The organism is Halopseudomonas xiamenensis, from assembly GCF_014219065.1.
Classification (GTDB): Bacteria; Pseudomonadota; Gammaproteobacteria; order Pseudomonadales; family Pseudomonadaceae; genus Halopseudomonas; species Halopseudomonas xiamenensis.
In genome coordinates this window covers 46,636-72,056 of record NZ_JACLGO010000010.1, presented here as the reverse complement: position 1 = coordinate 72,056, position 25,421 = coordinate 46,636, and the positions used below count along the sequence as shown (strand labels likewise).

Sequence of the window (25,421 nt, the reverse complement as noted above, 5' to 3'; positions counted from 1 at the left end):
TTGGCAACACTGAAGTCGGCCAGATCCAGACCGGTCACCGCCTCACTGAAGGTGATGGTGATCGTGCTGGTTTCACCTACCGCCAAGGCAGTATCACTCACCACAATACTGGCCGTCGGGCGCAGGGTATCAATGGCGTAGCTGTTGGAGTCGGTGGTGCCGCTGCCGGTATTACCCGCCACATCGGTATACCCAGCGTTGTTCAGGGTGATCAGGTTTGCTGCATTCTCGACGTTGGCGCTGGGCGTCAGGGTTGCCGTCCAGGTAATGCCGCCATCGCTGGAACTGAGGCCGCTGAGGGTGGCATTGGCCACAGTGAAATCGGCCAGATCCAATCCGCTCACTACTTCACTGAAGGTGATGGTCACCGTGGTAGTTTCACCAGCTGCCAAGGCGAGATCACCCACCACGATACTGACCACCGCCGGACGTTGAGTATCGATGGCGTAGCTGTTGGAGTCGGTGGTGCCGGTGCCGCTATTACCGGCGGCGTCCTGTACGCCGGTGTTGTCCAAGGTGATCAGGTTGCTGGTGTCTTCGATATTGGTGTCCGGCGTCAGGGTCGCGGTCCAGGTGATACCACCATCGCTGGAGCTGAGTCCGCTGAGGCTACCGTTGGCAATGCTGAAGTCCGCCGTGGTCAGTCCGGTGACCGCCTCACTGAAGGTAATGGTAACCGTAGCGGTTTCACCAACCGCCAGTGCAGTATCGCTCACCACGATGCTTGCGGTCGGACGTTGAGTATCAATGGCGTAGTTGTTGGAGTCGGTGGTACCGCTGCCTGTGTTACCGGCCGCATCGGTATACCCGGTGTTGTCCAGGGTAATGAGGTTATCGGTGTCTTCGATATTGGTGTCCGGTGTCAGCGTGGCCGTCCAGGTAACACCGCCATCACTGGAGCTGAGTCCGCTGAGACTACCGTTGGCAACGCTGAAGTCCGCCGTGGTCAGTCCGGTGACCGCCTCACTGAAGGTAATGGTGACCGTAGCGGTTTCACCAGCCGCCAGCGCAGTATCACTTACCACGATACTGGCCGTTGGGCGCTGGGTATCGATGGCGTAGTTGTTGGAGTCGGTGGTACCACTGCCTGTGTTACCGGCCGCATCGGTATACCCCGTGTTGTCCAGGGTAATGAGATTACTGGTGTCTTCGATATTGGTGTTCGGTGTCAGGGTCGCTGTCCAGGTAACACCGCCATCACTGGAGCTGAGTCCGCTGAGACTACCATTGGCAACGCTGAAGTCCGCCGTGGTCAGTCCAGTGACCGCCTCACTAAAGGTGACGGTGACCGTAGCGGTTTCACCAGCCGACAGCGCAGTATCACTTACCACGATACTGGCCGTTGGGCGCTGGGTATCGATGGCGTAGCTGTTGGAGTCAGTGGTACCGCTGCCGGCATTGCCCGCCAAGTCAGTCACCCCGGTATTGTCCAAGGTAATGAGGTTGCTGGTATCTTCGATATTGGCGTCCGGCGTCAGGGTCGCGGTCCAGGTAATACCACCATCGCTGGAACTGAGGCCGCTAAGGCTGCCATTGGCTACGCTGAAATCGGCCGTGTCCAGCCCGCTTACCGCCTCACTGAAGGTAATGGTAACCGTGGTGGTTTCGCCAGCCGCCAGTGCGGTATCACTTACCACGATACTGGCCGTTGGGCGCTGGGTATCGATGGCGTAGTTGTTGGAGTCGGTGGTGCCAGTACCGGTGTTGCCAGCAGCATCGATATAGCCCGTGTTGTCCAGGGTAATCAGATTACTGGTGTCTTCGATATTGGCATCCGGCGTCAGGGTTGCCGTCCAGGTGATGCCGCCATCACTGGAACTCAGTCCACTCAAGGTGCCATTGGCGATAGCAAAGTCACTCACCGTCAAGCCACTCACCGCCTCACTGAAGGTGATGGTCACCGTGCTGGTTTCACCTACCGACAGTGCCGTATCGCTGACCACGATGCTGGCGGTCGGACGCTGGGTATCGATGGCGTAGCTGTTGGAGTCGGTGGTGCCGCTACCGGTATTACCGGCGGCATCGGTATACCCCGTGTTGTCCAGGGTAATCAGATTGCTGGTGTCTTCGATATTGGCATCCGGTGTCAGGGTCGCTGTCCAGGTGATACCACCATCTATCGACACCAGCTCGCTCAAGGCGCCATTGGCGACGGCAAAATCCTCGATGGTCAGGCCACTCACCGCCTCACTGAAGGTGATGGTGACTGTAGTGGTTTCGCCGACCGATAGTGCTGTGTCGCTCACTACGATGGTCGCGGTCGGGCGCAGGGTGTCGATGGCGTAAGCGTTGGAGTCGGTGCTGCCAGTACCGGTATTACCGGCGGCATCGATATAGCCCGTGTTGTCCAGGGTAATCAGATTACTGGTGTCTTCGACATTGGCGTCCGGCGTCAGTGTGGCTGTCCAGGTGATGCCACCATCGCTGGAGCTGAGGTCGCTCAGGCTGCCATTGGCGACAGCAAAGTCGCTCACAGTTAAGCCTGCCACCGCCTCGCTGAAGGTGACGGTCACCGTGGTGGTTTCGCCTAGCGACAGTGTGGGGTCACTCACCACGATACTGGCTGTCGGACGTTGGGTATCGATGACCAGGGTCTGGGTTGTGGCCGACGAGACGTTGCCGGCGGCATCGGTGGCAGTGACGGAGACGGGGTTGGCGCCATTGGTATTCAGGGCCAGGCTGCCGGCCGCCGGTGTGGCGGTGGCTAGGTCGAGGCTCCAGGTACCGCCAGCGGCGACGGTGGTGTAGGTGGCGCCGCCGATGGTCACGGTAACGGTGCTGTCGGCTTCCGCGGTGCCGCTCAGCACCGGTGCCGCTGCATTGGTCAGGGCTGGTGAGGTGACGACCGGCGCTGTCGGGGCAATGGTGTCGATGGCATAGGCCGGGCCGTCGGTGAACCCTCCCGTGATGGAATTGTTGGCGGCGTCGACGATACCGGTGCCGTTGGCATTGAGGCTCAACCCCAGGTTGCCGAGCCCGGTGATGGCGTCGATCGTCACCCGATAGGTACGCGGGTCGATCTGTATCAGTGACTGCAGGGTGGCGTTGACGCTGCCGTCGGTTACCAGACTGAAATCACTGATATCCACGCCACTGACATCCTCGGTGAAGGTCACGGTAAACGTGACGCTAGAGGCGTTGGTCGGGGAAGCTCCATCCAGGCTGATGGCACTGACCTCCGGTATGATGGCATCGACCAGCACACCGGTCGTGCTGCCTACCGTGTTCAAGGCGGTGGTGGTGTCATTCCCGGCGACGTCGCGCAAGGTGCCACCATTGGCGTCGATACTGCTGCCCAGGCTGATACCGGTACTGTCCATCTGGCCGTCGGCCACCGTCAGGCGGAATACCAGGGCGGTGCTTCCGGAACCCGACAGGTAGCTGGCGTAGACGGTGCCTCCGGTGTCGAGGGTGATGGCGATTCTTGGCGTACCGCCGCTGGTATCGACTGTGACGCTTTCCGACAGGTTTACCGTGAAGTCCAGATTCTGCCCGGCCACGTAGGTGCCATCGGCAGGCACCGATACCGAGCTGACCGTGGCGGCAACACCATCGATGACGATCGCTTTGTTGCCTGCCAGGGAGTTGGCGTCGCCGAGTGAGGGCAGGGTAAGCACGGCATCGTTGGCGGTGACGCCGCGAATGGTCGCGCCATTGAGCGAGAGGGCCGCCGTGGACTGGTAATTCAGATCGGCGCTAAGGTCTCCGGGCTGTACTGTGTAGATGAACGTCAGGGTGTTGCCGCCGGAGCCGGAAATATAGGTCGCGAGGCGGTCGACACTGCCTGTCTCCAGCAGCAGCGTGGGAATGCCGCCCGTCGTATCGACCGTGACCGCTTCACTGAAGGTGGCGGTGATGGTGATGGTATCGCCCACTTTGTAGATACCATCTGCTGTGCTGGCGCTGACATCGGTTACTTGTGGAATGAGGCTGTTGACCGTGATGCTGATGGTGTCGGTATCGGTTTGCGCGCCACCGCTGCCGCTGTTGCCCAGGTCGTTGGTGGTGATCTGCAGGCTGGCTGGGCCGTTGTAGCCGCCGGTAGGCGAGAACACCAGGCCGTTCAAGGCGTTGTTGATATCGGCGATGCTGCCGTAGAAGGTCATGGTTGCGGCGTTGCTGCCCGAGCCCACAGTGAAGCTGAGCCCGGTGGTGCCACCGAGCGTCAGCAGGCCATTGGTCGCCGCCAGCGTTACCTCGACGTTGCTGGCGCCGGCATCCACGTCGCTGATGCTGATCATATTGCCATTGGCACTGTTGAATACCAGGTCGTCGTCCTGATCGACGTTCTGCGCCGTGGGCACCGAGTTGACCGGCGCGTCGTTCACGGCAGTGACCATGAGCGTGACGCTGGTGGTATCGGTCTGCGCACCGCCGCTGCCGGTATTGCCGCCATCGTCGATGGTGACGGTCAGGGTGACGTTGGCAGTGGCGTTGCTGGCGGTGGTGAAGCTGATGCCCGATGCCGCGATGAAGGCATTGATGTCGGCAAGGCTGCCGGTCAGGGTCAGGGCGCTGGCGGTACCGCCGACGGTAACGCCGTTGCCGCTGATGGCACTGAGCGTGCCGCTGGGTACCGAAAACGTCGCGGTCACGTTGCCGCTGCCAGCATCGACGTCGGTGAACGAGATACCGGTCAATGCGCCGGCCACATCTTCGGTGATGGCAATGGAGCCTGGTGCGGTGATCGTCGGTGCGTCGTTGATGGCTGTTACATCCAGCGTAATGGTGCCATCAATCGGGCCGGTACCTGCAGCGTCCCGTATGTGGGTGTTGATGGTGACGTCCTGGCTCCAGTTGGCTGCAGGGGCAAAGGCGACAGCGGCCAACGCTGCGTTGACGTCGCTGACTGAGCCGCTGACTGCCCATACGCCAGTGCCTGCGTTGTAGGTGGAGGTAGCCGAGCCAAAGGTGCCCGTAGTCAGGTTGCCTGCCGAGGGATTGCTCAATGTCAGTATGGCGGTGATGGTCTCGCCAGTGTCTACATCCGTCACCACGATGTCGCCCAGCGCTACCGGGCTACCTGGGTCTTCGTTGTAAGACACGGTCTGAGTCAGGTTGCTGGCCGTCGGTGCGTCATTGACGGCTGCTACCAGCAGACTGGCCTGAGCAGTGCCGCTGGAAAAGGCGGTGGTGCCGCCGTTAGTGCTGGTATCGGCGCTGCTGCGCATGGCATTGGTGGATGCGCTGCCGATGCTTTGATCCCAGGCGCGGAAGGTCAGTGTCACGGTTTCGCCGTTCGCCCCATCGGGTATGTAGCGCACCTGGGTGCTGGCGGACAGCAGCAGGGCCGAGCTGGAGGAGACGCTACCTATGCCACTCCAGGTGATTCCATCGGTCGAATACTGCCAGGTGCCGTTGCCGCTGCTGGCGGTGATAGCGATGCCGCTGCCCGGGCCGTCCGGGTCGGCGGTGGTCAGGCCGGCCAGGATGGTGGATACCAGGGTGCCGTTTGATATGGTGTCTTCATTGGTACCGGTCAGGCTGTAGGGGCCGCCGGAAAGGGTTGGCGCATCATTGACCGCGACGACGCTGACCGTGCTGATGATCGACGGACTGGTGGTGTCCACGCCGCCATTGGCGGTTCCACCGCTGTCGGTGATGCTGGTCAGGATGATGACACGCGTTGCGGTGCTTGGGGCGTCGCTGCTGTTGCGATAGCCCATGCCATCGACCACGTTCTGTGCTGTTGCCGCGCTGATGCCTCCGGCACTGCTCAGGGAGATGGTCGCCGTACCGCCGACGAGGCTGACCGAGTAGCTGATGCCATTGCCTGTCGTCACCCCACTGCCATCGACCAAAAGGATATCGGTGCCGTCGATACGCAGGATCTCATTGCTGCCATCAGCCAGGTTGGTAACGCTCAGGGTCATGCCGGTGATGGTCTGGCCGGTTTCGACGGTGTTGATGCTGACGTTGCTGAACAGATCAACCGCACTGCCATTTTCGGTGTAGGTGGGATTGTTGCCTGTGGCGGTGACGGTGGGGGCGTCGTTGACGTCGGTCACGTTCACCGTCACCTCAGCGGCCGTGCTGGTGCCGCCGTCGCCGTCGTTGACGGTGATGCTGACGGTGCGGGCAGCGGTGTTCGGGTCGGCGGTGTTGCCGTTGGCGTAGGTCAAGTTCTGCAGCAGGGCCGACACCGCCGTGGGCGTAGCGCTTGCGTTGAGGGTGACGACAAGGCTGACGCCGTTCGTGCCGCCGGCAACGGTGCCGATGGCGGTACCGCCATAGGTGACGCTGGTGCCCGATACGCCGATCTGCCCGGCGCCCATGCCCTGGTTGCGGATGCCCAGCACGTCCTCGGTGGTGGTGCCATTTGCGGTAATCGCCACGGTGACATTGCCGCCGTCGAAGTCGGTGGAGTCGGTATCGGTGACGGTGGCGTTGCTGCCAGCGTCGAGAAGCACGGCACTGCCGCCCTCGGTGAAGGTCGTGGAATCACCGTCGAGGTTGCCGATGGTGGGCACGGCGTTAGGCAGCATGGCGGCGCCCACCGTGAGGTCGTCGAGGTAGAACAGGATGTCGGCGCTACCGTTCTGCTGGACGATGCGGAACTCGTCGATGTTCTGCCAGTCCTGATCCGACGCATGGTCGAGTGTGACTGTCACGAACGTTGTGTCGTTGGCCGTCTCCGTGAAGTCCTGGCTGGCGACTTCGACACCATCTCGGTAGCCAACGACGCGCAGGTTGCTCGCAGCGTTGCCGTTCTGGAACGTGAAGGATTGGAGCCAGAACTCGTCGCCGGACGTCGCCTTGAACTGCGCCGCTGCCGCCTGACCGTAATACCCCTGCACGGACAGCGCGCCGTCCCCGGTTCCCGATAGACTGCTGCCCCCACTGGCCCAATCGAGTTGTGTAACGTCGATCCAGTTTCCTATGTCGTTTCCGACGATGACGGCGCCGCTCCCATCCAGCAGGCTGATCGTCCAGCCGTTGATCGTGCGTGGACTGTTACCAAGGCTGTAGCCATCGGTCACCGGGATGCCGTCGAAGCTCTCCGAGGTCGGCGCCGCCAGCAGGCCTTGGTAGCCCGCCAGCACCAGCGCGTCGCTCTCTATCGCCCCCGACTGTGCCTCCAGCACCCAGTCCCCTCCGAGCGCCGCCGCGCCGGTCGCATCGGTTGAGGCCGCCACGTCCGCCCCTGTTGCCGTAGCCAGCGCCTGGAGGAAATCAGCGCCAGCACCGTTGGCCCCCACCTGGCAGCCATACAGCAGGATGTCGCCGTCTGCCGTCAGTGCCTGGCCAATACTGGTCAGTAACTCGGCATTGGCTGGAAGGTTGACGTTATCCAACCACTGGCTGCCCAACTGGAGCCGGCCGATGTCACCATGACTGAGGATATGAATGGCATCGATGCCGCTCCGGCCTTGCAGATAATCGGCCATCTGTTGCAGGCCGTCCTGATCGCCGTCGAGTATCACCACCTCGGTACTGGACGGCATGCCGGCCAGGAGCTGTTGGTAATCCCGGACATTGCTGTCGATGAAGACGACTTCGTGGCGCTGATCAGTGGAGCCTTGCGGCGTGGCGGCCAGGTTGTCGTTGGCGTGGGTGTCGTTGGGCTGGGTTTCGACGGGCTCGGCCACATCGGCAACGGTGGCAGCGACAGCGCCGTCGAACAGCATGCGCGGTTCAAGGGCGCATATCAAAGACATTCCAGAGCGGGCGGGAGCACCAGCCTGGCGAATGGGATGTGGGCTTTTCATGCGATGCTCCTGGTGTGCCGCCTGATCGATTTTGAGGCAGGCCCCGGATAAACGGGGCCGGTTATGTTGAGTGAGGTTCAGTCGCGAGACGGGAAGATCCCTTGGGTGGCGATGATGAAATTGGTGCCCAGGTAGGGATTGCGAAGGCCTACGGGAAGGCCACCGCCCACTGGCGACACGGTAACGCTCGCGTTGAACGGAGCCAGCGTGGTGTCGGCGGCATCAGTGCTGTAAAGCGTGCCCGGACGCCCCCCTGCAGCGATTGGTCCAAGGTGGGTATTGTTGGCTGGCGCAGCGGCTACATTGGTGCTGGTCGTCACGGCGGGAATGGCGATACTGGCAGTGGCGGTCGGCGCATGTGGTGGCAGTTGCGACGTCGTCAACGTGACGCTCTCGGTGCCCGCCATTTCACCCTGGCTGATCATGCCCAGCCCGGGACCCTGCCCCATGCCCACCGGGCCGCGACCGCGGTAGTCGGGCAGAGCGAAGGTGGTCTGGCCGTTGCCGCCGTAGGTGGTGCCGAGCAATGAGAAAAGCGCGGTGTTCTGCGAGATGCTCATCAACTGGCCCTGGCACATCGCGTAGCCGCGCGGTGCGAAGTTGAAGCCGACCATTTTAATTTCGCCGAGAAACGGTTCCATGTTGTTGCTCCCTGCCTTGTGTTGCCGGCTCTGCCGGCGGATTGTCGTTATCGGTTGAAGCTATTGGTTGCCAGGTGCCCGGACGTGAAACACCGCCTGCAATAGTCGGGCTCCATCGTCGTCCGGGCCAATGGGAGTGAGCATGACCCACCATGACGATGCGGCCGGACTGTGCAAGGTGTAGCTGTATTGCGGCAAATCGACACCCGCAGGCTGTCGGAATACCGCGTCGTAGCACTGGTAGCGAGGGTTCATGGGCTTGCCCTGGTTCACTTCCAGCAATTCCACGTCGATGCCTGGGTGGCCTTCCCAGCTCAGGCGCCAGGTATGACCCAGGGCCTGCTGCAGTTCTTCCTGGCTGGGAATGTCACTCATGCACTCAGCCTCCGTGCGACGGGGCGATGCATCTGCAGGTAGACTGGATGCTGGCCGGTAATGGTGAAGCCGAAGCGCTCGTAGAGGCGACGTGCAGGGTTGTCGGGTTCGACGTACAGGCGGATCGACCTGTCGGCGGCGTCGGCTTCCCGCACCAGCAGCGACAGCAGATGGCTGCCTATACCGCGGCCGCGCCAGGCCGGCAGCAGCGAAAGATCCATCAGGTTATAGGTAGTCGGGCCACGGAAGAGATAGAGACGGCCGATTGACTGGTCAGCGTGGAGTACCACCGAGAATTCCGCTTCCCGATAGTGTTGCTGATAGTGACGATGCTGGGCATCGAACTGCTGGTCGAGAAAAGCATCCTTGGTGGCCTGATCCCAGGGCAGACGCTCCAGTTCCCCTTGGCGGGTGCTTGCATACAGTCCCTGCAGGAACGCCAGGTCGGCACTCTCGACGGGACGGAGACTCACCTCGGGTCTGGGCATGGTGTCGGGCTTCCCTGCGGGCCGGGCTCTGCGGGAGCTGGCGCCAACTATTGTAAGACACGCTGTTTTAGTGAAAACAGCCTATATGAAGGGGAAAGCCAATCGCAAGTATTTCATTGCGCATCCAGGCGACTTTTGCCAAACGTGCGTATGAAGCTTCTGGCTCACGAATGCCCTCGTCCAGTTGCTGAGCGGATGCTCAGAAACCGCTCTCACGCACGCCCAGTGCCGCCAGACGGCGCCAGGCCGCACCCAGCAGCGACTGGCGTTCACCCTTGAGCACAACGACGCCGCGTAGCGGATGGGCCAGCTGGATGTCGTCGGCGAGCAGGCTCAGGCGTACTCCGTACTGCGCCTCTACGGGTTCGGCGCGGTTCTGTGCGTCGCGGCGTACGGCGATCTGTCCGTGGTGGTCGGAGGTCAGGGCCTCCAGCTCCACATAGGCCGCACCGGTGGTATTCACCTCATCCAGACGCACCGCCAGCGCGCGGCGCGCTGGATCGTCAGCGATGAAATGGCCTTCGGCACCGGGCTCGACCCGCCAGAGGTGTTTCTCTGCCAGGTAGCCGCGCAGGCGCAGGCCGGGCGCCACCACACGAGCCAGCGGCACGTTCGGACTGAGCCAGCGGCCGGGCGATAGATCGGGCAGCAGATCCCTTACCTCGCCGGCCTGCGGGGCGCGCAGTTGCAGGCGCGCGCGCCGTGCTTCCAGACCGCGGTACTCGGCCACCGCCTCGGCCAGGCGTTGTTCGAGAATGCCGGCGTCGGCGGCGGTCTCGCTGCGCGAGGCCTGGCGGCGCAGCTGCAACTGGATGATCTCTATCTCGCGGCGAACAATGGTCTGTCGCGAATCCAGATCCGGCGACTCCAGTTCCAGCAGCAGCGTACCGGCCTCCACCGCCTGTCCGTCCTGGACGTGCACGGATTTCAGCCGCGCGGCGATCGGTGCATGCAGGGCGCTGGCGCGCGTTGCTTCAAGCTGTGCCGGTACCTCCACCGAGCCGCGCCAGGGCACCACCAGCACCAGCAGGAGTGCGCCGAGCCCGAGGCCGGTGTACAGCACCTTGCGTGGATCGGCATGGTCACGGCGTTGCCACCATTCGCTCAGTTCCCGCCAGATCGGCAGACCGATGAACCAGGCCAGTTCCACCAGCATCAGGAATATGCCCAGCACCTTGAAGAACAGGTGGTATACCGCCAGCGCGATGCCCAGGAACAGCACGGCACGCCATAGCCAGGAGCCATAGCCCCATACCAGCAGGCGCCGGCGCATGGTCGACGACCAGGGCTCCGGGGCGGGTTCGCCATAACCGAACAGCGCTTCGCGCAGGCGCCAGCGACACAGTGCGAAGGCGCGGCTCTGCAGGTTGTCCACACCCCACAGATCGCTGAGCAGAAAGTAGCCATCGAAGCGCATGAAGGGATTGAGATTGATGATCAACGTGGTGATCCAGGTGGCGCTGGCCAGCATGAAGGCTGCCGTACGCACCGGACCCTCGGGCAGCAGTGACCAGGCCAGCAGCGCGATAACGGCCAGGATCAGCTCGGCGAGTACTCCACCGGCGCCGATCAGCAGACGTGAGCGGCGATCGCGCACCCGCCAGGCGTCGCTGACGTCGGTATAGAGCATCGGCAGCAGCACCATGAAGGCCAGGCCCATGCTCTGCACCCGGCAGCCTGCTCGTTTGGCCATGAAGGCGTGGCCGAATTCGTGGCAAAGCTTGGCGAAGGTAAGAGCCACGCCGAAGGCCAGAGCGCCGCCGAGGCTGAACAGATGCGGGAAGGTGGCGATGAAGCGTTGCCAGTCGCGCATCACCAGAAACAGGCCGATAGCGAACACCAGCGGCAAGCCCCAGCGCAGGACTCCGGGGCCGTAGCGCTCCAGCACGGGCCATGTGCGATTGAGGAAGGCATCCGGTCGCCACAAGGGAATACGGAAGAACAGGTATTGATGCAGTACGCTCTTCCACGGGCTCTGGCGCATCGCGGCGGCCTTGGCGGCGTAACTGGCGCGCTGCGTATCGTCCAGGGCGGCAATCAAGTCATGGCCACTGAGAAAACGTAGCAGTTCCTCGAGGTCGGCTTCGTTCAAGGGCGCACCGGGCTCGGCATTGGCCGCTGCCAGCACCCGTTGTGGATCGCCCAGCAGCCAATGGCGCAACAGCCGCACAGCAGCAGCGCCCAGTTTGAAATAGCGACCACGCAAGGGGTCGGCCAGCGTCCACTGCGGCGCGCCGTCGAGGCCAGGGGCAGCCGGCGACAACTGCAGATCGGGGCGCAGAGCGGGCAGCATTACAGCCCCAGGCTCTGGCGCGCAGCAGCCAGGGGGCGGCGCATGAGGTAGTAGGCCAGGGGGGCGCGGTCACCGAACAACTTGGCCGTGCCGCGCAGGCCGATACGTGGCGGAGCGTCCACGAAGCTCGCATCCAGACGATAGGCCAGTTGCCCGGCGGCAGTGGTCTGGGCTTCGTAGGCCGAGCGCTCCAGTCGTGCGCCATGCCTGTTGAGCGGGTCGCTGTCGAGAAACAGAGCGATCTCAGCACCAGGTTGCAGGGCGATGGCATCGCCAACTGACAACTCGATGCGCAGTTCCGCCTGGGTCGGGTCGGCGATCTGCATCAGCCGCTCGCCGGTCTGAACCGGTTTACCGGTAAGACGCTCGGCGTCGGCGAACACGGCGATGCCGGCGCGCTCGGCACGCACTTCGCTGCGGGCCAGCAGCTGGCGAGCGTAGTCGAGCTCGGCGCGTTTCTGTTCCACCCGAGCTGCCAGCAGGTCAATGCGAGCGCTGGATTCGGCATCGGCGAAGGCACGTTGGGCGTTGGCTTTGAGCTCGGCCTCGGCCACCCCGAGAGCGCGTTCGGCCACATCTGCCTGCGCCTTGAGACTGGTGGCATCGAAACGCACCAGCAACTCTCCGGCAGCGACATTCTGGTTGGGTTTGACCAGGAATTCGGCAATCACACCATCCAGCGGCGCGGCGACCACGCGTCCTCCCTGGGGAACGACTTCGGCGGGGGCCAAGACCGACTGGCGTACCGGTACCAGCAGGGTCAGCGATAGCGCGGCGGCGACCATTAGCAGTTTTTTTCGCGGCCAGCGCATACGCCAGGGCTTGCGCGGCTGCAGGGCCAGCCAGGCGTGGGCATAGGTGTCGGCCAGCTGGGCCAGCAGGGATTGTTCGGCTTCGCTGAATGGCTGTTCCCGGGCCAACCAGAGTCCGCCGAAGGTTTCGTTCTGCCGGTTCTTCAATGGCAGCCAGTAGGCCTGGGGAGCGGACAGGCTTTGCCAGTCGGCGCGATCCTGCTCATCCAGTCGTTGCGGATCAATGCCGTGAGCCTCATTCAGTTGCCCCTGGCTGAGCAGGTGCGAGGCTGCACGTTCGACGAAGGCCACAAAGGGTGCGTGCGGCTCCACCACGCTGATACCGGTCAGTGCCTGCACCTTGCCGGCGACCAGCAGTGCGGCATGCCGGAAGCCGAACAGCGCCTGGCCGTCGTTGACCATGGCGAAGGCGAGTTGCTCGACGGTGCCCGCCCTGCGGGCCTGTTGCTGCAGCCCGAGAAACAGAGCGAAGACACGTTCGGCCGTACCCGGCAAGGGGGCGTTCACTCCGCCACCTGGAACTGGGCGGTACCACTCATGCCGGCCAGCAAGCCGCTGGCATCCTCGGGCAGACCACCGATCAGCAACAAGGTCTGGCTGCCCTCGTCGATCCGTGCGCCCAGGCGTTTGACCACCGCTCGCAGCGGGGTACCGGTTTCGTCCGGGGTGAATTCGAAGGGTTGTTCGGGTTCGATCCGGCTCAGCCAGCTGGACGGTACCAGCAGGTAGATTTCCAGAGTGCCGTTGTCGACCACATCCAGCAGCGGGGCGCCGTTGGCGACGCTTTCGTGCGGTTGGGCGCGGCGTTGCACCACTCGTCCATTGAACGGGGCGACGACACTGCAGCGTCTCACCTGCACCTGATATACCTGGGTCTCTGCCAGGCTCTGGGCCTGGCGGGCTTCGGCCAGTGCCACTTCGAAGCGACCGACCGAGTTGAGCGCAGCCAGTTGCTTCTTGTGGTTCAATTCTTCGCGGGTGGCGCGCACGGCGGCTTGTGCGGCGTCGAGCTGGGCCTGGTAGGCACTGCAATCGAAACGCACCAGGACGTCGCCTTTGGCGAAAGCCTGACCATCGGCGAACGGCATCTCGACGATACGTCCCGGCAGTTCGCTGGAGAGCACAGCCTGATGGCGTGCTCGCAATACCCCGCGCACCTGGCGTTCCCCGGTCTGCAGCGCGGTAATGGCAAGCGGTTCGAGCAATGGCTCAGCCCAGACTGGCGAGCCGAGTGGCAGCATCAGCAGGCCGAGGATGGACAGGCGGGCGGTGTGGCGAAGCATGGCATACGTCCTTGCATGAACTCAGCGCAGTCTACAGCACAAGCCGCGTACGGCAAATTGGCGTAACTGCGCCTCGATGTGATACTGCGCAGGCGTAGCGCAGGGGCGCTACACCCCCAGGCAAAGCCCCCCATGACTGGTGCAGTCCAGGCCTAGCGATCAGGCTTGTCTGCTGCCCCCTGGGGTTGGCGAGCCCCTGCTCGCCGACGGGCTGCGTCCCCGCTGCGACTTCGTTGGCGTAGCGCAGGCGCGCTACACCCCACGTCCTTTATGGCTTCAGCAGATCCTGCCGATAGAAATCCGCCAGATGACGGTATACCGCAGGCCAGGCGGCCCGCAGCGGTTCAGGCTGTTCGAAGAAGGTTTCCGACAGCACGGCAAAGAACTCCGCCGGGTCTTCCAGCGCGTATTCATCCACCGGTAACGTCTCGCCCAGTTCCGCACGCCGGGCCAGGTCATCCCAGGCAGCCTGCATGTCAGCTTGCCAGGCGGCGGCATCCATACCCGCATGCAGCGGAGGCGCACCGTTGGCTGACGCATCGCGCATATCCAGGGTATGCGCCAGCTCGTGGATGACCACGTTGTAGCCGTCACCCTGGCCGGAATGCCAGACATCCTCCAGCGACAATACCACCGGCCCCCGCTCCCAGGCCTCACCACTGCGTTCGCTGGTTTCCTGATGGACGATGCCGAACTCATCTTCCCAGCTATGCTCGGCGACGAAGGGCCCATCGTAAAGAATCAGTGTCTGCCAGCGCTCGTACCAATCCAGCCCCAGCTCCAATACCGGCACCACGGCCATGCCAGCAATGCGCAGGCGCAGTCGGTCATCCAGTTCGGCGCCATTGACCGCCACCAGATGTTTGCGCAGTAGCAGGCGCAGCGCGAGTTCCTGAATCCGCTGCTGCTGCCCGGGACGGTAACGCCGGTAAACCGCCCAATCCCCCAGCGCCTGATGCCATTGCCCGGCGCTGATGGCCAGGCCGCGCAATTGACGATCCTCTCGCCAGCGGCGCAGGCGTTGCCACCAGCCCCGCGGCCTGGGTGTGACGACTCTGTTGTTGATGACGGCTCTCCCCTCGATATGGCACAAGCTCAGCCCATGGTACGGCATCTGCTCGCGTTGTCATCGGCGCGGCTGCATCCGATCGGCCAGGCTGATGGCAACAACCACTGGAGCACTAGCCATCTGCCCGTGTATTGTCAGCAGCCATGCTCCTGCCAGAACGAGTCGCCCGGATAACCATGACCAGTAAGAATGCCACCCTGATAGGGCTGATCGCCATCCTGCTATGGAGCTCGATCGTGGGCCTCATTCGCGGCGTGAGTGAACACCTCGGCGCAACCGGTGGCGCGGCCATGATCTACAGCGTGGCAGCTGTTTTCCTGTTGTTGTCCGTTGGCCCTACCCGGGTCCGGCAGTTTCCCAGGCGCTATCTGTTCTGGGGCAGCCTGCTGTTCGTTACCTATGAACTGTGCCTGGCGCTGTCCATCGGCTATGCCAATTCCAGCCGGCAGGCCATCGAGGTGGGCATGGTCAACTACCTGTGGCCCGCTTTCGTCATGGTCGCCGCCATCCTGTTCAATAAACAACGGGCCAACTGGCTGATCCTGCTGCCCGGCTTTGTGCTGGCCATTCTCGGTATTTGCTGGGTGCTGGGGGGCGATGAGGGGCTGCATCTGCCGAGCATGCTGGAGAATATCCAGGACAATCCGCTGAGCTATGGACTGGCCTTTCTCGGCGCGCTGATCTGGACGGCCTATTGCACGGTGACCGCGCGGATTTCCGAGGGCAATAACGGCATCACCCTGTTCTTCGCCCTGACCGCCGTGACCCTGTGGCTGAAGTATGCGTTCATCGGCGGCGAGCCCATGGAGTTCAGTCTGACGGCCATGATCTACCTGGTGCTGGCCGCGGCGGCCATGGGGTTCGGCTATGCGGCGTGGAACGTCGGCATCCTGTATGGCAATGTCACCGTGCTCGCCGGTGCGTCCTATTTCATTCCGGTGATCTCAGCGGCGCTGGCGGCGCTGGTACTGCAGACCCAGCTATCGCTGGCCTTCTGGCAGGGGGCGGCCATGGTTTGCCTGGGCTCGACCCTGTGCTGGCTGGCCACACGCGGTAAACGCAGTGATATGCAGGAAGCCACCGCCAGCTGAGGCTTGTTCGAAGCAGTGTACCCGGGGTGTAGTGCTCCGGTTCGCGTTCGGGCGCTACGCCTGATGACTCCCTGCCGTGCAGGCGTAGCGCAGGCGCGCTACACCCCGATCCCGATCTATACGGTATGCAGGTACCACATGTACTCCAGATCCGAGATGGTCCGCTCGAACTCTTCCATCTCGCTCTCCTTGCACAGCACGAAGACGTCGAGATACTCCTCGCCGATGTACTCCTTCATCACCTCCGAGGCTTCCAGCTCACGCAGCGCATCGCGCAGGTTGGTCGGCAGCGACGGCTCGTGCTGTTCGTAGGCGTTGCCCTCGGTCATCTCCGGCGGCTCGATACGGTTGCTGATGCCGTAGTGAATTGCTGACAGCAGCGCCGCCATCAGCAGGTAGGGGTTGGCATCGGCGCCGCCGAGGCGGTGTTCGATGCGCATCGCCTCCGGTTCGCCGCCGGGCACACGCACCGCCACGGTACGGTTGTCGATACCCCAGGTCGGCGCACAGGGCACGAAGAAGCCAGGACTGAAGCGCCGGTAGGAGTTGACGTTGGGACACAGGAAGGCCATGTACTGCGGCAGGGTCTGCAGCAGCCCGCCAATGGCCCAGCGCAGGTTGTCGGACAGCTGGCCGTCGGCATCCGGGGCGAAGGTGTTCTGCCCGTCGCGCTCCAGGCTGATATGCACATGCATGCCATTGCCCGCCTGGTCGTGGTAGGGCTTGGCCATGAAGGTGGTATCCATCTCGTGGTCGTAGGCCACGCTCTTGATCACCCGCTTGAGCAGCACGCTGTAGTCGCAGGCCTTGACCGGGTCATCGACGTGATGGAGGTTGACTTCGAACTGGCCGGGGGCCGATTCGGCGACGATGGCGTCAGCGGGGATGCCCTGCTCGTGGGCAGCTTCGATGACGTCCTCGAGAAATTCAGCATATTCGTCCAGGTCGTCCATGGAATAGACCTGCACCGAGTTGGGGCGCTTGCCGGAGATCGGCGAGCGCGGCGGCTGCGGACGCCCGGTGATGTTCTCCTGGTCGATCAGGAAGAACTCCAGTTCGAAGGCCGATACCGGCTTGAGACCCAGCTCATTGAAACGTTCGACCACCCGCTGCAGTACATAACGCGGATCGGCAAAGAAAGGGGTCTGGCGATCCAGCTCGTACATGGTCATCAGCAGCTGCCCGGTCGGGCGCTTCTGCCAAGGCTCGATGCACAGGGTGCCGGGGATCGGCAGGCAGATACGGTCGGCATCGCCGATTTCCATGCCCAGCCCGGTTTCCTCGACGGTGGTGCCCTGGATATTCAGGGCGAATACCGATGCCGGCAGGGCAATACCGCGCTCGAAGGCCTTGACCAGCGCCGAACGGTCAATGCGCTTGCCGCGGACAATGCCGTTCATGTCAGCGATCAGCAGGTCGATGAAGTGGACATCGGGATAGGCAGCAAGGAAGGCTTCGGCTTCCCGTACAGAAACGGGAGGGGTAACAGTCTCGGCAGCGTCAATGGTTATGACCTTGGCGGGCTCGCTACCGACGCCCGTGACATCGGCTGGGGAGGGCATGTTCGTCACCTGTTATTTGTAAAATATATCAATCATGACTCTCTTGCCTGAGAGTAAATCCGAAAGCCCCCGGTGAGTCAATAGAACCCCAGCCGCCCCAAAACGGGGCGTAGCGCACCCTCTATGATCATTATCAAGCTCCGGCAACAGTAGTTTGCCCACCTCACCATCATGAGATCATCATCATTTTGTGGTTATTATTTTTTGTTGCTATTGTATGAAAAATTGAACAATCCATTATGCAAGCCGCCACCCGCGCAGACACCATCATGTCCGAGACCCGCAAGCCGTTGATCGGCATCTCCTGCTGTACCACCACCTTCGGCCCGCACCCGTTCCATATGGTTGGTGAAAAGTACATTCTCGGCGTGCTGCAGGGAGCCGACGGCTTGCCGTTGCTGATTCCGGCGCTGGGTACCCAGCTGCCACTCGAGCCGTTGCTGGACAGCCTGGACGGCCTGCTGTTCACCGGTTCACCCTCGAACGTCGAGCCCCATCACTATGCCGGACCCGACAGCGCCCCTGGCACCCGGCATGATCCCCAACGCGACGCCACCACCCTGCCGCTGATCCGCGCCGCGATCGAGCGCGGCGTACCGCTGCTGGGCCTGTGCCGTGGCTTCCAGGAAATGAACGTGGCCTTCGGCGGCAGCCTGCACCAGCGACTGCATGAAGTGCCCGGTTTTATTGAACACCGCGAGGACACCACGCAACCTGTGGAGGTGCAATACGGGCCCGCGCATGAGGTGCGCATCGAACCGGGAGGGCTGCTCGACCGCATCGCCGGCTGCAGCTCGGCACAGGTCAACTCCCTGCATACCCAGGGCGTCGACCGTCTGGCCCCCGGCCTGCAGCCCGAAGCGACGGCGCCTGACGGACTCATCGAGGCCTTTTCCGTTACCGCAGCGAGCAACTTCGCCCTCGGCGTGCAATGGCACCCGGAGTGGAAGGTAATGGAAAACCCCTTCTACCTGCGTATATTCAAGGCGTTTGGTGACGCCTGCCGAGCCCACGCGGCCCGGCCCAAGAGGACTGTATGAACAAGATTGAAGCCTTTCTCAAGGAACACAGAATCACCGAGGTCGAATGCATGGTCAGCGACCTCACCGGCATCGCCCGGGGCAAGATCGCACCGACGGTGAAATTCATGTCGGAAAAGGGCATGCGCCTGCCCGAGAGCATCCTGCTGCAATCGGTTACCGGTGATTATGTGGATGATGATGTGTATTACGACCTGCTCGATCCGGCGGACATCGACATGATCTGCAAACCGGACGATGACGGCATCTACCTGGTGCCCTGGGCCATCGAGCCGACCGCGGTGATCATCCATGACTGCTACACCAAGCAGGGCGAGCCGATCGAGATGTCGCCGCGCAACCTGCTGAAGAAGGTGCTGCGCCTGTACCAGGAGAAAGGCTGGAAGCCGCTGGTGGCACCGGAAATGGAGTTCTACCTGACCAAGCGCAACGACGACCCCGACCTGCCGCTGCAGCCGCCGATCGGCCGTTCCGGACGCCAGGAGACCGGGCGCCAGTCGTTCTCGATCGACGCAGCCAACGAGTTCGACCCGCTGTTCGAGGACATGTACGACTGGTGCGAGGCCCAGGGCCTGGATCTGGATACCCTGATCCACGAGGAAGGCACGGCGCAGATGGAAATCAACTTCCGTCATGGTGATCCGCTGCACCTGGCCGACCAGGTGCTGGTGTTCAAGCGCACCATGCGCGAGGCGGCGCTCAAGCATGACGTGGCCGCCACCTTCATGGCCAAGCCGATCACCAATGAGCCGGGCAGCGCCATGCACCTGCACCAGAGCATCATCGATGTGAACACCGGCAAGAACATCTTTGCCAACCCCGACGGCAGCATGAGCGAGCTGTTCCTGCACCATATCGGCGGTTTGCAGCGCTACATCCCGGAAGTGCTGCCGCTGTTCGCACCCAACGTCAACTCGTTCCGCCGCTTCCTGCCGGACACCTCGGCCCCGGTGAACGTCGAGTGGGGCCGGGAAAACCGCACCGCCGGCCTGCGCGTGCCCGACTCCTCGCCGGAGAACATGCGCCTGGAAAACCGCCTGCCCGGCGCCGATGCCAACCCCTATATCGCCATCGCTGCCAGCTTGCTGTGCGGTTACCTGGGCATGATCAACCGCATCGCCCCCAGCGCGCCGGTGGAGGGCCGTGCCTATGAACGTCGCAACCTGCGCCTGCCGTTCTCGCTGGAGTCGGCGCTGGAGCGCATGGAGCAATGCCGGGATGTCGAGGAAGTGCTCGGCGAGAAGTTCTGCCGCGGCTATATCGCGGTCAAGCGGGTGGAAAACGAGAACTACAAGCGCGTCATCAGTTCCTGGGAACGGGAGTTTCTATTGCTGAGCGTATAGCGCCCGCCGCTAACAACACGGATCACAGGAGTACCGAGCATGACCAGAGCAGGCAAACCCACCACCGCTGAACTGCAGGCACTGGACGCTGCCCACTACCTGCATCCGTTCACCGACCACAAGGACCTGGGCAGCCGGGGCACGCGCATCATCGAGCGCGCCTCGGGGGTGTATCTGTGGGACAGCGACGGTAATCGCCTGCTCGACGGCATGGCCGGGCTGTGGTGCGTCAATATCGGCTATGGCCGCACCGAACTGGCCGATGCCGCCTACCGGCAGATGCTGGAGCTGCCCTACTACAACAGCTTCTTCCAGTGCACCCACCCGCCGGCGGTGCAGCTGGCCAGCGCCATCGCCGAGCAGGCGCCGGCGCACATGAACCATGTATTCTTCACCGGTTCCGGCTCCGAAGCCAATGACACCGTACTGCGTATGGTGCGCCGCTACTGGGACCTGCAGGGCCAGCCGCAGAAGAAAGTGGTGATCGGCCGCATCAATGGCTATCACGGCTCGACCGTCGCCGGCGCGAGTCTCGGCGGCATGAGCGCCATGCACGAGCAGGGCGACCTGCCGATTCCCGGCATAGTTCATATCCCCCAGCCCTACTGGTATGGCGAAGGCGGCGATATGAGCGAGAACGAGTTCGGCCTGTGGGCGGCGCGCCAGCTGGAAGAGAAGATCCTGCAGGTCGGCACCGACAAGGCCGCGGCCTTCATCGCCGAACCGATCCAGGGCGCTGGCGGGGTGATAGTGCCGCCGCCGACCTACTGGCCGGAGATCAAGCGCATCGTCGACAAGTACGGCATCCTGCTGGTGGTCGACGAGGTGATCTGCGGCTTTGGCCGCACCGGCGAATGGTTCGGCAGCCAGTACTACGATCTGCAACCGGACCTGATGCCGATCGCCAAGGGCATGACCTCCGGCTACCTGCCGATGGGCGGGGTGATCGTCGGCGAGCGCGTGGCCTCCTGCCTGATCGACAGCGGCGGTGAATTCTTCCATGGCTATACCTATTCCGGCCACCCGGTGGCAGCGGCGGTCGGCCTGGAGAACCTGCGTATCCTGCGCGACGAACACATCGTCGACTATGCTCGTAACGAAGCAGCGCCCTACCTGCAGGAGAAGATCGCCGCGCTGGCCGAGCACCCGCTGGTCGGCCAGGTCCGGGGCGCCGGCATGCTCGGTGCCTTCGAGCTGGTGCGTGACAAGGCCAGCCGCGAACGCTTCCCCGGCAAGGGTGCCGCCGGCACCCTGTGCCGCGACCTGTGCATCAGCAACGGCCTGGTCATGCGCGCGGTCGGTGACAGCATGATCATGTCACCGCCACTGATCATCCAACCGGAGGAGATAGATGAGTTGTTCGACAAGGCCTGGCGCAGCCTGAACATGGCGGCGCGGGAATTGACCTGAACCTGGCAAGGACATCCTGATGGCAAGATGCTCTATCCGCGCGAAGAGACCTTGCATACACTATCCCGGCTGGCCGAACTGCCTGCCGACATGGAGCGTTCGTAGCAAAGTGGAACCCGGCGTGTTTCCGGGTATTGATCGATCAACCGATGACGGCCGGCCCTCCGGCCAATCACAGCACAGACCGGCCCGGCCCCAGGACGGCGTCTGTAACAGGAGAAAGCATGAAACCGACAATGCACAAGACGTTGCTGGCTTTGGCAGTGACCGGGTTGTTCGCAGGTGCCGCACAGGCCGCCGGTCAATTGAAGATCTACAACTGGTCGGACTATATCGCCGAGGACACCATCGCCAATTTCGAGAAGGAAACCGGCATCAAGGTGACCTATGACGTATACGACTCCAACGAGGTACTGGATGCCAAGCTGCTCACCGGCCGCTCCGGCTTCGACATAGTCGTACCGTCCAACCACTTCCTGACCAAGCAGATCGAGGCGGGCGTCTACCAGAAGCTGGACCACAGCAAGCTGCCGAACATGAAGAACCTCAACCCCGATCTGATGGATGAGATGGAAAGCATCGATCCGGGCAGCCAGTACTCGATTCCCTACATGTGGGGCACCAACGGTGTCGGCTACAACATCGACAAGGTGCAGGCCATCCTCGGTGATGACGCCCCGCTGGACTCCTGGGACCTGGTATTCAAGCCCGAGGTTGCCGCCAAACTGGCCAGTTGCGGTATTTCCATGCTCGATTCCGGTGACGACATGCTGACCTCGGCCCTGCAATACCTGGGCCTGGACCCCAACAGCAACAGTGCCGACGACCTGAAGAAGGCCGAGGAACTGCTGATGAGCGTGCGTGGGCATGTGACCTACTTCCACTCCTCACGCTATATCTCCGACCTGGCCAACGGCGAGATCTGCGTCGCTGTGGGCTTTTCCGGTGACGTGTTCCAGGCCGCCGACCGGGCTGAGGAAGCGGAGAACGGGGTGAATATCGGCTACAGCATTCCCAGCGAAGGGACCCAGCTGTGGTTCGACATGATGGCCATTCCCAAAGGTGCACCCAACCCGGATAACGCGCACGCCTTCATCAACTACATCCTGCGCCCTGAGGTAGTCGCGCCGATCACCGACTATGTGGCCTACGCCAACCCCAACCTGGCAGCCAACGAGTTCGTTGACCCGGAGGTGCTGAACGATCCGGCGATCTATCCCACAGAGGAAGTCATGGCCAAACTGTTTGTGGCCAAACCGCGCCCGCTGGCATCTCAACGGATCATCACCCGCGCCTGGAACAGGATCAAATCGGGACGCTGAACCTTGTCGGGGCCGCCCTGCGGCCCCTCACTTGTTGGGGGAGTAACATATGGTGGGCGCAGCAGGGGCCATGAAACAGGCCATGGCCAAGAACGAACCGGTCGAGTTCGTCAAGATCGAGCGCGTCAGCAAGCAATTCGATGACGCCTTGGCAGTAGACGATGTGACCCTCACCATCAACCGGGGCGAGATCTTCGCCCTGCTGGGCGGCTCTGGCTCGGGTAAATCCACCCTGCTGCGGATCCTGGCCGGCTTCGAGAAGCCCAGCGAAGGCCGCGTATTGCTCGACGGCCAGAATATTACCGATCTGCCGCCGCACAAGCGGCCGATCAACATGATGTTCCAGTCCTACGCCCTGTTCCCGCACATGACCGTGGAACAGAACATCGCCTTCGGTCTCAAGCAGGACAAGCTGAGCAAGACGGAGATCACCGAGCGGGTGGCGGAAATGCTCAAGCTGGTGCAGATGAGCAAGTACGCCAAGCGCAAACCGCACCAGTTGTCCGGCGGCCAGCGCCAGCGCGTGGCCCTGGCCCGCTCCCTGGCCAAGCGTCCCAAGCTGTTGCTGCTGGACGAGCCCATGGGCGCGCTGGACAAGAAGCTGCGTTCGCAGATGCAGCTGGAACTGGTCGAGATCATCGAGCGGGTCGGCGTGACCTGCATCGTGGTCACCCATGACCAGGAAGAGGCCATGACCATGGCCCAGCGCATCGCCATCATGGACCAGGGCTGGATAGTGCAGGTCGGCACCCCGGTGGATATCTACGAAAGCCCGGTCAGCCGGCATGTCGCCGAGTTCGTCGGCAGCGTGAACATCTTCGAGGGCGAGATCGTCGCCGACATGGAAGACCACGCGATGATCCAGTGCCCGCAGTTGGACCGGCAGATCTACGTCGGCCACGGCGTCACCACCCGCGCCCAGGACAAGAGCGCGATCTACGCGCTGCGTCCGGAAAAGGTCTTCGTCACCACCGAGCAACCCGAGCAGCCCTACAACTGGGCCCACGGCGTGGTGCATGACATCGCCTACCTCGGTGGCCACTCGGTATACTACATCAAGCTCGACAGCGGCAAGATGGTGCAGGCGTTCTTCGCCAACTCCGAACGCCGGCTGCCGCGCCCGACCTGGGAGGACAAGGTCTACGTCAGCTGGGATGACGATGGCGGCGTGGTACTGCCGACATGAGAAAACGCCTGCACCTGCCCAGCGGCAAAGCGCTGGTGATCAGCATCCCCTACCTGTGGATGCTGCTGTTCTTCCTGTTGCCGTTTGCCATCGTGCTGAAGATCAGCTTCTCCCAGGCGGCGATCGCCATCCCGCCCTACGAGCCGATCTTCCAGTATGCCGAGCAGGCGCTGACGGTTGTCCTGAACATGGGCAACTATATCTTCCTGACCCAGGACAGCCTGTATGTCTCGGCCTATCTCGGCTCGCTGAAGATCGCCCTGATCTCCACCCTGGTGTGCCTGGCGCTCGGCTACCCGATGGCCTATGCCATCGCCCGGGCACCACGCGAACGCCAGCTGATTTACCTGCTGCTGATCATGATGCCGACCTGGACCGCGATCCTGATCCGCGTCTACGCCTGGATGGGCATTCTCAGCAGCAACGGCCTGCTCAACTCGACGCTGCTGTCGCTGGGCCTGATCGATGCGCCACTGCAGATTCTCAATACCAACACCGCCGTGTATATCGGCGTGGTCTATGCCTACCTGCCGTTCATGGTACTACCGCTGTACGCCAACCTGGTCAAGCACGACGCGACCCTGCTGGAAGCGGCGCTGGACCTCGGCGCCGGGCGCATCCAGGCGTTCTGGAAGGTGACCGTACCGCTGTCGCGCTCCGGCATCATCGCCGGCTCCATGCTGGTGTTCATCCCGGTGGTCGGTGAGTTCGTCATCCCGGAACTGCTGGGTGGACCGGAAACGCTGATGATCGGCAAGGTGCTGTGGCAGGAGTTCTTCAACAACCGTGACTGGCCGGTGGCCTCGGCGCTGGCAATCGTGATGCTGGTACTGCTGCTGATCCCGATCACGCTGTTCCACTACAACCAGGCCCGGGAAATGGAGAAGAAGGCATGAAGCGTCCGGATTTCTCCAGCGTGGTACTTTGGCTGGGGCTGTTGTTCATCTACCTGCCGATGGTCATCCTGGTGATCTATTCGTTCAATGCCTCGCGACTGGTCACCGTGTGGGGCGGCTGGTCGGTGCACTGGTATGTCGGCCTGCTGGACAACAGCCAGTTGATGAGCGCAGTCAGGCGCAGCCTGCAGATCGCCTTCTACACGGCCACCGCCGCGGTGGCGCTGGGTACCCTGGCCGCCTTCGCCATGACCCGCATCAGCCGCTTTCGCGGGCGCACGCTGTTCTCCGGCATGGTCACCGCGCCGCTGGTGATGCCCGAGGTGATTACCGGCCTGTCCCTGTTGCTGCTGTTCGTGGCGCTGGCACAGATACTGGAATCGCTGCTGGGGGTGATATTCGACCGCGGCATGCTGACCATCTGGATCGCCCATACCACCTTCTCGGTGGCCTATGTCGCCATCGTTGTCAGCAGCCGCCTGGGCGAGTTGGACCAGTCCATCGAGGAAGCGGCCCTGGACCTGGGCTCCCCGCCATGGAAGACCTTCCTGCAGATTACCGTGCCGATGATCGCACCCTCGATCATTGCCGGCTGGCTGCTGGCCTTCACCCTGTCGCTGGACGATCTGGTGCTGGCCAGCTTCGTCTCCGGCCCCGGCTCGACCACCCTGCCGATGGAGATCTTTTCCGCCGTGCGCCTGGGGGTCAAGCCGGAGATCAATGCCATCGCCAGTATCATCCTGCTGGCCGTGTCGCTGTTCACCCTGCTGGTATGGTTCATCTTCCGCCGGGCCGAGCGGCGCAGCCGCATGCCGCCGCCGGAGGAAGAGCAGCCGCGCGGTAAAGTCCCGGCCATCGACCCATCCCATTGACCCGCACCAGGGTCGGCCAGCCCGGCCCC

At 62.8% G+C, this 25,421-nt stretch carries 17 protein-coding genes; 8 read left to right on the top strand and 9 right to left on the bottom strand.

Features of this window, described 5'->3' with window-relative positions; genetic code table 11:
• The 8 genes from H6X51_RS20480 to H6X51_RS08800 form a co-directional block, all read right to left on the bottom strand.
• On the bottom strand, positions 1–7,709 hold a 7,709-nt coding region (locus tag H6X51_RS20480), incomplete at its 3' end, for an Ig-like domain-containing protein (protein ID WP_185267178.1).
• Positions 7,710–7,786: 77 nt separating this feature from the next.
• Positions 7,787–8,350 (bottom strand): phage tail protein, encoded by a 564-nt coding sequence (locus H6X51_RS08830; RefSeq protein WP_185267177.1) that lies wholly within the window; start codon positions 8,348–8,350, stop codon positions 7,787–7,789.
• A 60-nt stretch (positions 8,351–8,410) separates the two neighbouring features.
• Positions 8,411–8,725: a DUF6916 family protein gene (locus H6X51_RS08825; protein ID WP_185267176.1), complete on the bottom strand. Its 315-nt coding sequence runs from the start codon at positions 8,723–8,725 to the stop codon at positions 8,411–8,413.
• A complete protein-coding gene (locus tag H6X51_RS08820) occupies positions 8,722–9,213 on the bottom strand; it encodes a GNAT family N-acetyltransferase (RefSeq protein ID WP_185267175.1) in 492 nt (163 codons plus the stop codon). The genes H6X51_RS08825 and H6X51_RS08820 overlap by 4 nt, the downstream gene beginning before the upstream one ends.
• A gap of 199 nt (positions 9,214–9,412) precedes the next feature.
• A complete protein-coding gene (locus H6X51_RS08815) occupies positions 9,413–11,506 on the bottom strand; it encodes a site-2 protease family protein (protein ID WP_185267174.1) in 2,094 nt (697 codons plus the stop codon).
• Positions 11,506–12,825 (bottom strand): efflux RND transporter periplasmic adaptor subunit, encoded by a 1,320-nt coding sequence (locus H6X51_RS08810; protein ID WP_185267173.1) that lies wholly within the window; start codon positions 12,823–12,825, stop codon positions 11,506–11,508. Before H6X51_RS08810 ends, H6X51_RS08815 begins: the two co-directional genes overlap by 1 nt.
• Positions 12,822–13,559, bottom strand: a complete 738-nt coding sequence (locus tag H6X51_RS08805; protein WP_185267251.1) for an efflux RND transporter periplasmic adaptor subunit — start codon at positions 13,557–13,559, stop codon at positions 12,822–12,824. The genes H6X51_RS08810 and H6X51_RS08805 overlap by 4 nt, the downstream gene beginning before the upstream one ends.
• Positions 13,560–13,869: 310 nt before the next feature.
• Positions 13,870–14,715 carry a M90 family metallopeptidase gene (locus H6X51_RS08800; RefSeq protein ID WP_185267172.1) on the bottom strand — a complete coding sequence of 282 codons (846 nt, stop codon included), beginning with the start codon at positions 14,713–14,715 and terminating at the stop codon, positions 13,870–13,872.
• Between the two features lie 131 nt (positions 14,716–14,846).
• On the opposite strand from H6X51_RS08800, the gene yddG reads away from it, so the two are divergent.
• A complete protein-coding gene (yddG, locus tag H6X51_RS08795) occupies positions 14,847–15,761 on the top strand; it encodes an aromatic amino acid DMT transporter YddG (protein ID WP_185267171.1) in 915 nt (304 codons plus the stop codon).
• 116 nt (positions 15,762–15,877) lie between these two features.
• On the opposite strand, the gene H6X51_RS08790 is transcribed toward yddG, so the two are convergent.
• Positions 15,878–17,323: a glutamine synthetase family protein gene (locus tag H6X51_RS08790; RefSeq protein ID WP_185267170.1), complete on the bottom strand. Its 1,446-nt coding sequence runs from the start codon at positions 17,321–17,323 to the stop codon at positions 15,878–15,880.
• A 239-nt stretch (positions 17,324–17,562) separates the two neighbouring features.
• Between H6X51_RS08790 and H6X51_RS08785 the strand changes: the two genes are divergently transcribed.
• From H6X51_RS08785 to H6X51_RS08755, 7 genes are all read left to right on the top strand, one after another.
• Positions 17,563–18,363: a gamma-glutamyl-gamma-aminobutyrate hydrolase family protein gene (locus tag H6X51_RS08785; protein ID WP_235991282.1), complete on the top strand. Its 801-nt coding sequence runs from the start codon at positions 17,563–17,565 to the stop codon at positions 18,361–18,363.
• Entirely contained in the window at positions 18,360–19,706 is a 1,347-nt protein-coding gene (locus tag H6X51_RS08780) for a glutamine synthetase family protein (protein ID WP_185267169.1), read from the top strand. Before H6X51_RS08785 ends, H6X51_RS08780 begins: the two co-directional genes overlap by 4 nt.
• Positions 19,707–19,745: 39 nt before the next feature.
• Positions 19,746–21,116: an aspartate aminotransferase family protein gene (locus H6X51_RS08775; protein ID WP_185267168.1), complete on the top strand. Its 1,371-nt coding sequence runs from the start codon at positions 19,746–19,748 to the stop codon at positions 21,114–21,116.
• 224 nt (positions 21,117–21,340) lie between these two features.
• Complete coding sequence (locus tag H6X51_RS08770; protein WP_185267167.1) at positions 21,341–22,438, top strand: polyamine ABC transporter substrate-binding protein; 1,098 nt, start codon at positions 21,341–21,343, stop codon at positions 22,436–22,438.
• A gap of 49 nt (positions 22,439–22,487) precedes the next feature.
• Positions 22,488–23,624, top strand: a complete 1,137-nt coding sequence (locus tag H6X51_RS08765; RefSeq protein ID WP_185267166.1) for an ABC transporter ATP-binding protein — start codon at positions 22,488–22,490, stop codon at positions 23,622–23,624.
• Positions 23,621–24,520, top strand: coding sequence for an ABC transporter permease subunit (locus H6X51_RS08760; protein WP_185267165.1), 900 nt, complete (start codon positions 23,621–23,623; stop codon positions 24,518–24,520). The genes H6X51_RS08765 and H6X51_RS08760 overlap by 4 nt, the downstream gene beginning before the upstream one ends.
• Positions 24,517–25,392, top strand: coding sequence for an ABC transporter permease subunit (locus H6X51_RS08755; RefSeq protein WP_185267164.1), 876 nt, complete (start codon positions 24,517–24,519; stop codon positions 25,390–25,392). The genes H6X51_RS08760 and H6X51_RS08755 overlap by 4 nt, the downstream gene beginning before the upstream one ends.
• Positions 25,393–25,421: the final 29 nt, after the last annotated feature.

Excerpts from the sequence above, each read along its gene's own strand:
- H6X51_RS08775 (WP_185267168.1), top strand. The coding sequence starts at position 19,746 with ATGACCAGAGCAGGCAAACCCACCACCGCTGAACTGCAGGCACTGGAC.
- yddG (WP_185267171.1), top strand. The coding sequence starts at position 14,847 with ATGACCAGTAAGAATGCCACCCTGATAGGGCTGATCGCCATCCTGCTA.
- H6X51_RS08765 (WP_185267166.1), top strand. The coding sequence starts at position 22,488 with ATGGTGGGCGCAGCAGGGGCCATGAAACAGGCCATGGCCAAGAACGAA.
- H6X51_RS08820 (WP_185267175.1), bottom strand. The coding sequence starts at position 9,213 with ATGCCCAGACCCGAGGTGAGTCTCCGTCCCGTCGAGAGTGCCGACCTG.
- H6X51_RS08760 (WP_185267165.1), top strand. The coding sequence starts at position 23,621 with ATGAGAAAACGCCTGCACCTGCCCAGCGGCAAAGCGCTGGTGATCAGC.
- H6X51_RS08800 (WP_185267172.1), bottom strand. The coding sequence starts at position 14,715 with ATGCCGTACCATGGGCTGAGCTTGTGCCATATCGAGGGGAGAGCCGTC.
- H6X51_RS08770 (WP_185267167.1), top strand. The coding sequence starts at position 21,341 with ATGAAACCGACAATGCACAAGACGTTGCTGGCTTTGGCAGTGACCGGG.
- H6X51_RS08790 (WP_185267170.1), bottom strand. The coding sequence starts at position 17,323 with ATGCCCTCCCCAGCCGATGTCACGGGCGTCGGTAGCGAGCCCGCCAAG.
- H6X51_RS08815 (WP_185267174.1), bottom strand. The coding sequence starts at position 11,506 with ATGCTGCCCGCTCTGCGCCCCGATCTGCAGTTGTCGCCGGCTGCCCCT.
- H6X51_RS08825 (WP_185267176.1), bottom strand. The coding sequence starts at position 8,725 with ATGAGTGACATTCCCAGCCAGGAAGAACTGCAGCAGGCCCTGGGTCAT.
- H6X51_RS08805 (WP_185267251.1), bottom strand. The coding sequence starts at position 13,559 with ATGCTGCCACTCGGCTCGCCAGTCTGGGCTGAGCCATTGCTCGAACCG.
- H6X51_RS08755 (WP_185267164.1), top strand. The coding sequence starts at position 24,517 with ATGAAGCGTCCGGATTTCTCCAGCGTGGTACTTTGGCTGGGGCTGTTG.
- H6X51_RS08830 (WP_185267177.1), bottom strand. The coding sequence starts at position 8,350 with ATGGAACCGTTTCTCGGCGAAATTAAAATGGTCGGCTTCAACTTCGCA.
- H6X51_RS08780 (WP_185267169.1), top strand. The coding sequence starts at position 18,360 with ATGAACAAGATTGAAGCCTTTCTCAAGGAACACAGAATCACCGAGGTC.
- H6X51_RS08785 (WP_235991282.1), top strand. The coding sequence starts at position 17,563 with ATGCAAGCCGCCACCCGCGCAGACACCATCATGTCCGAGACCCGCAAG.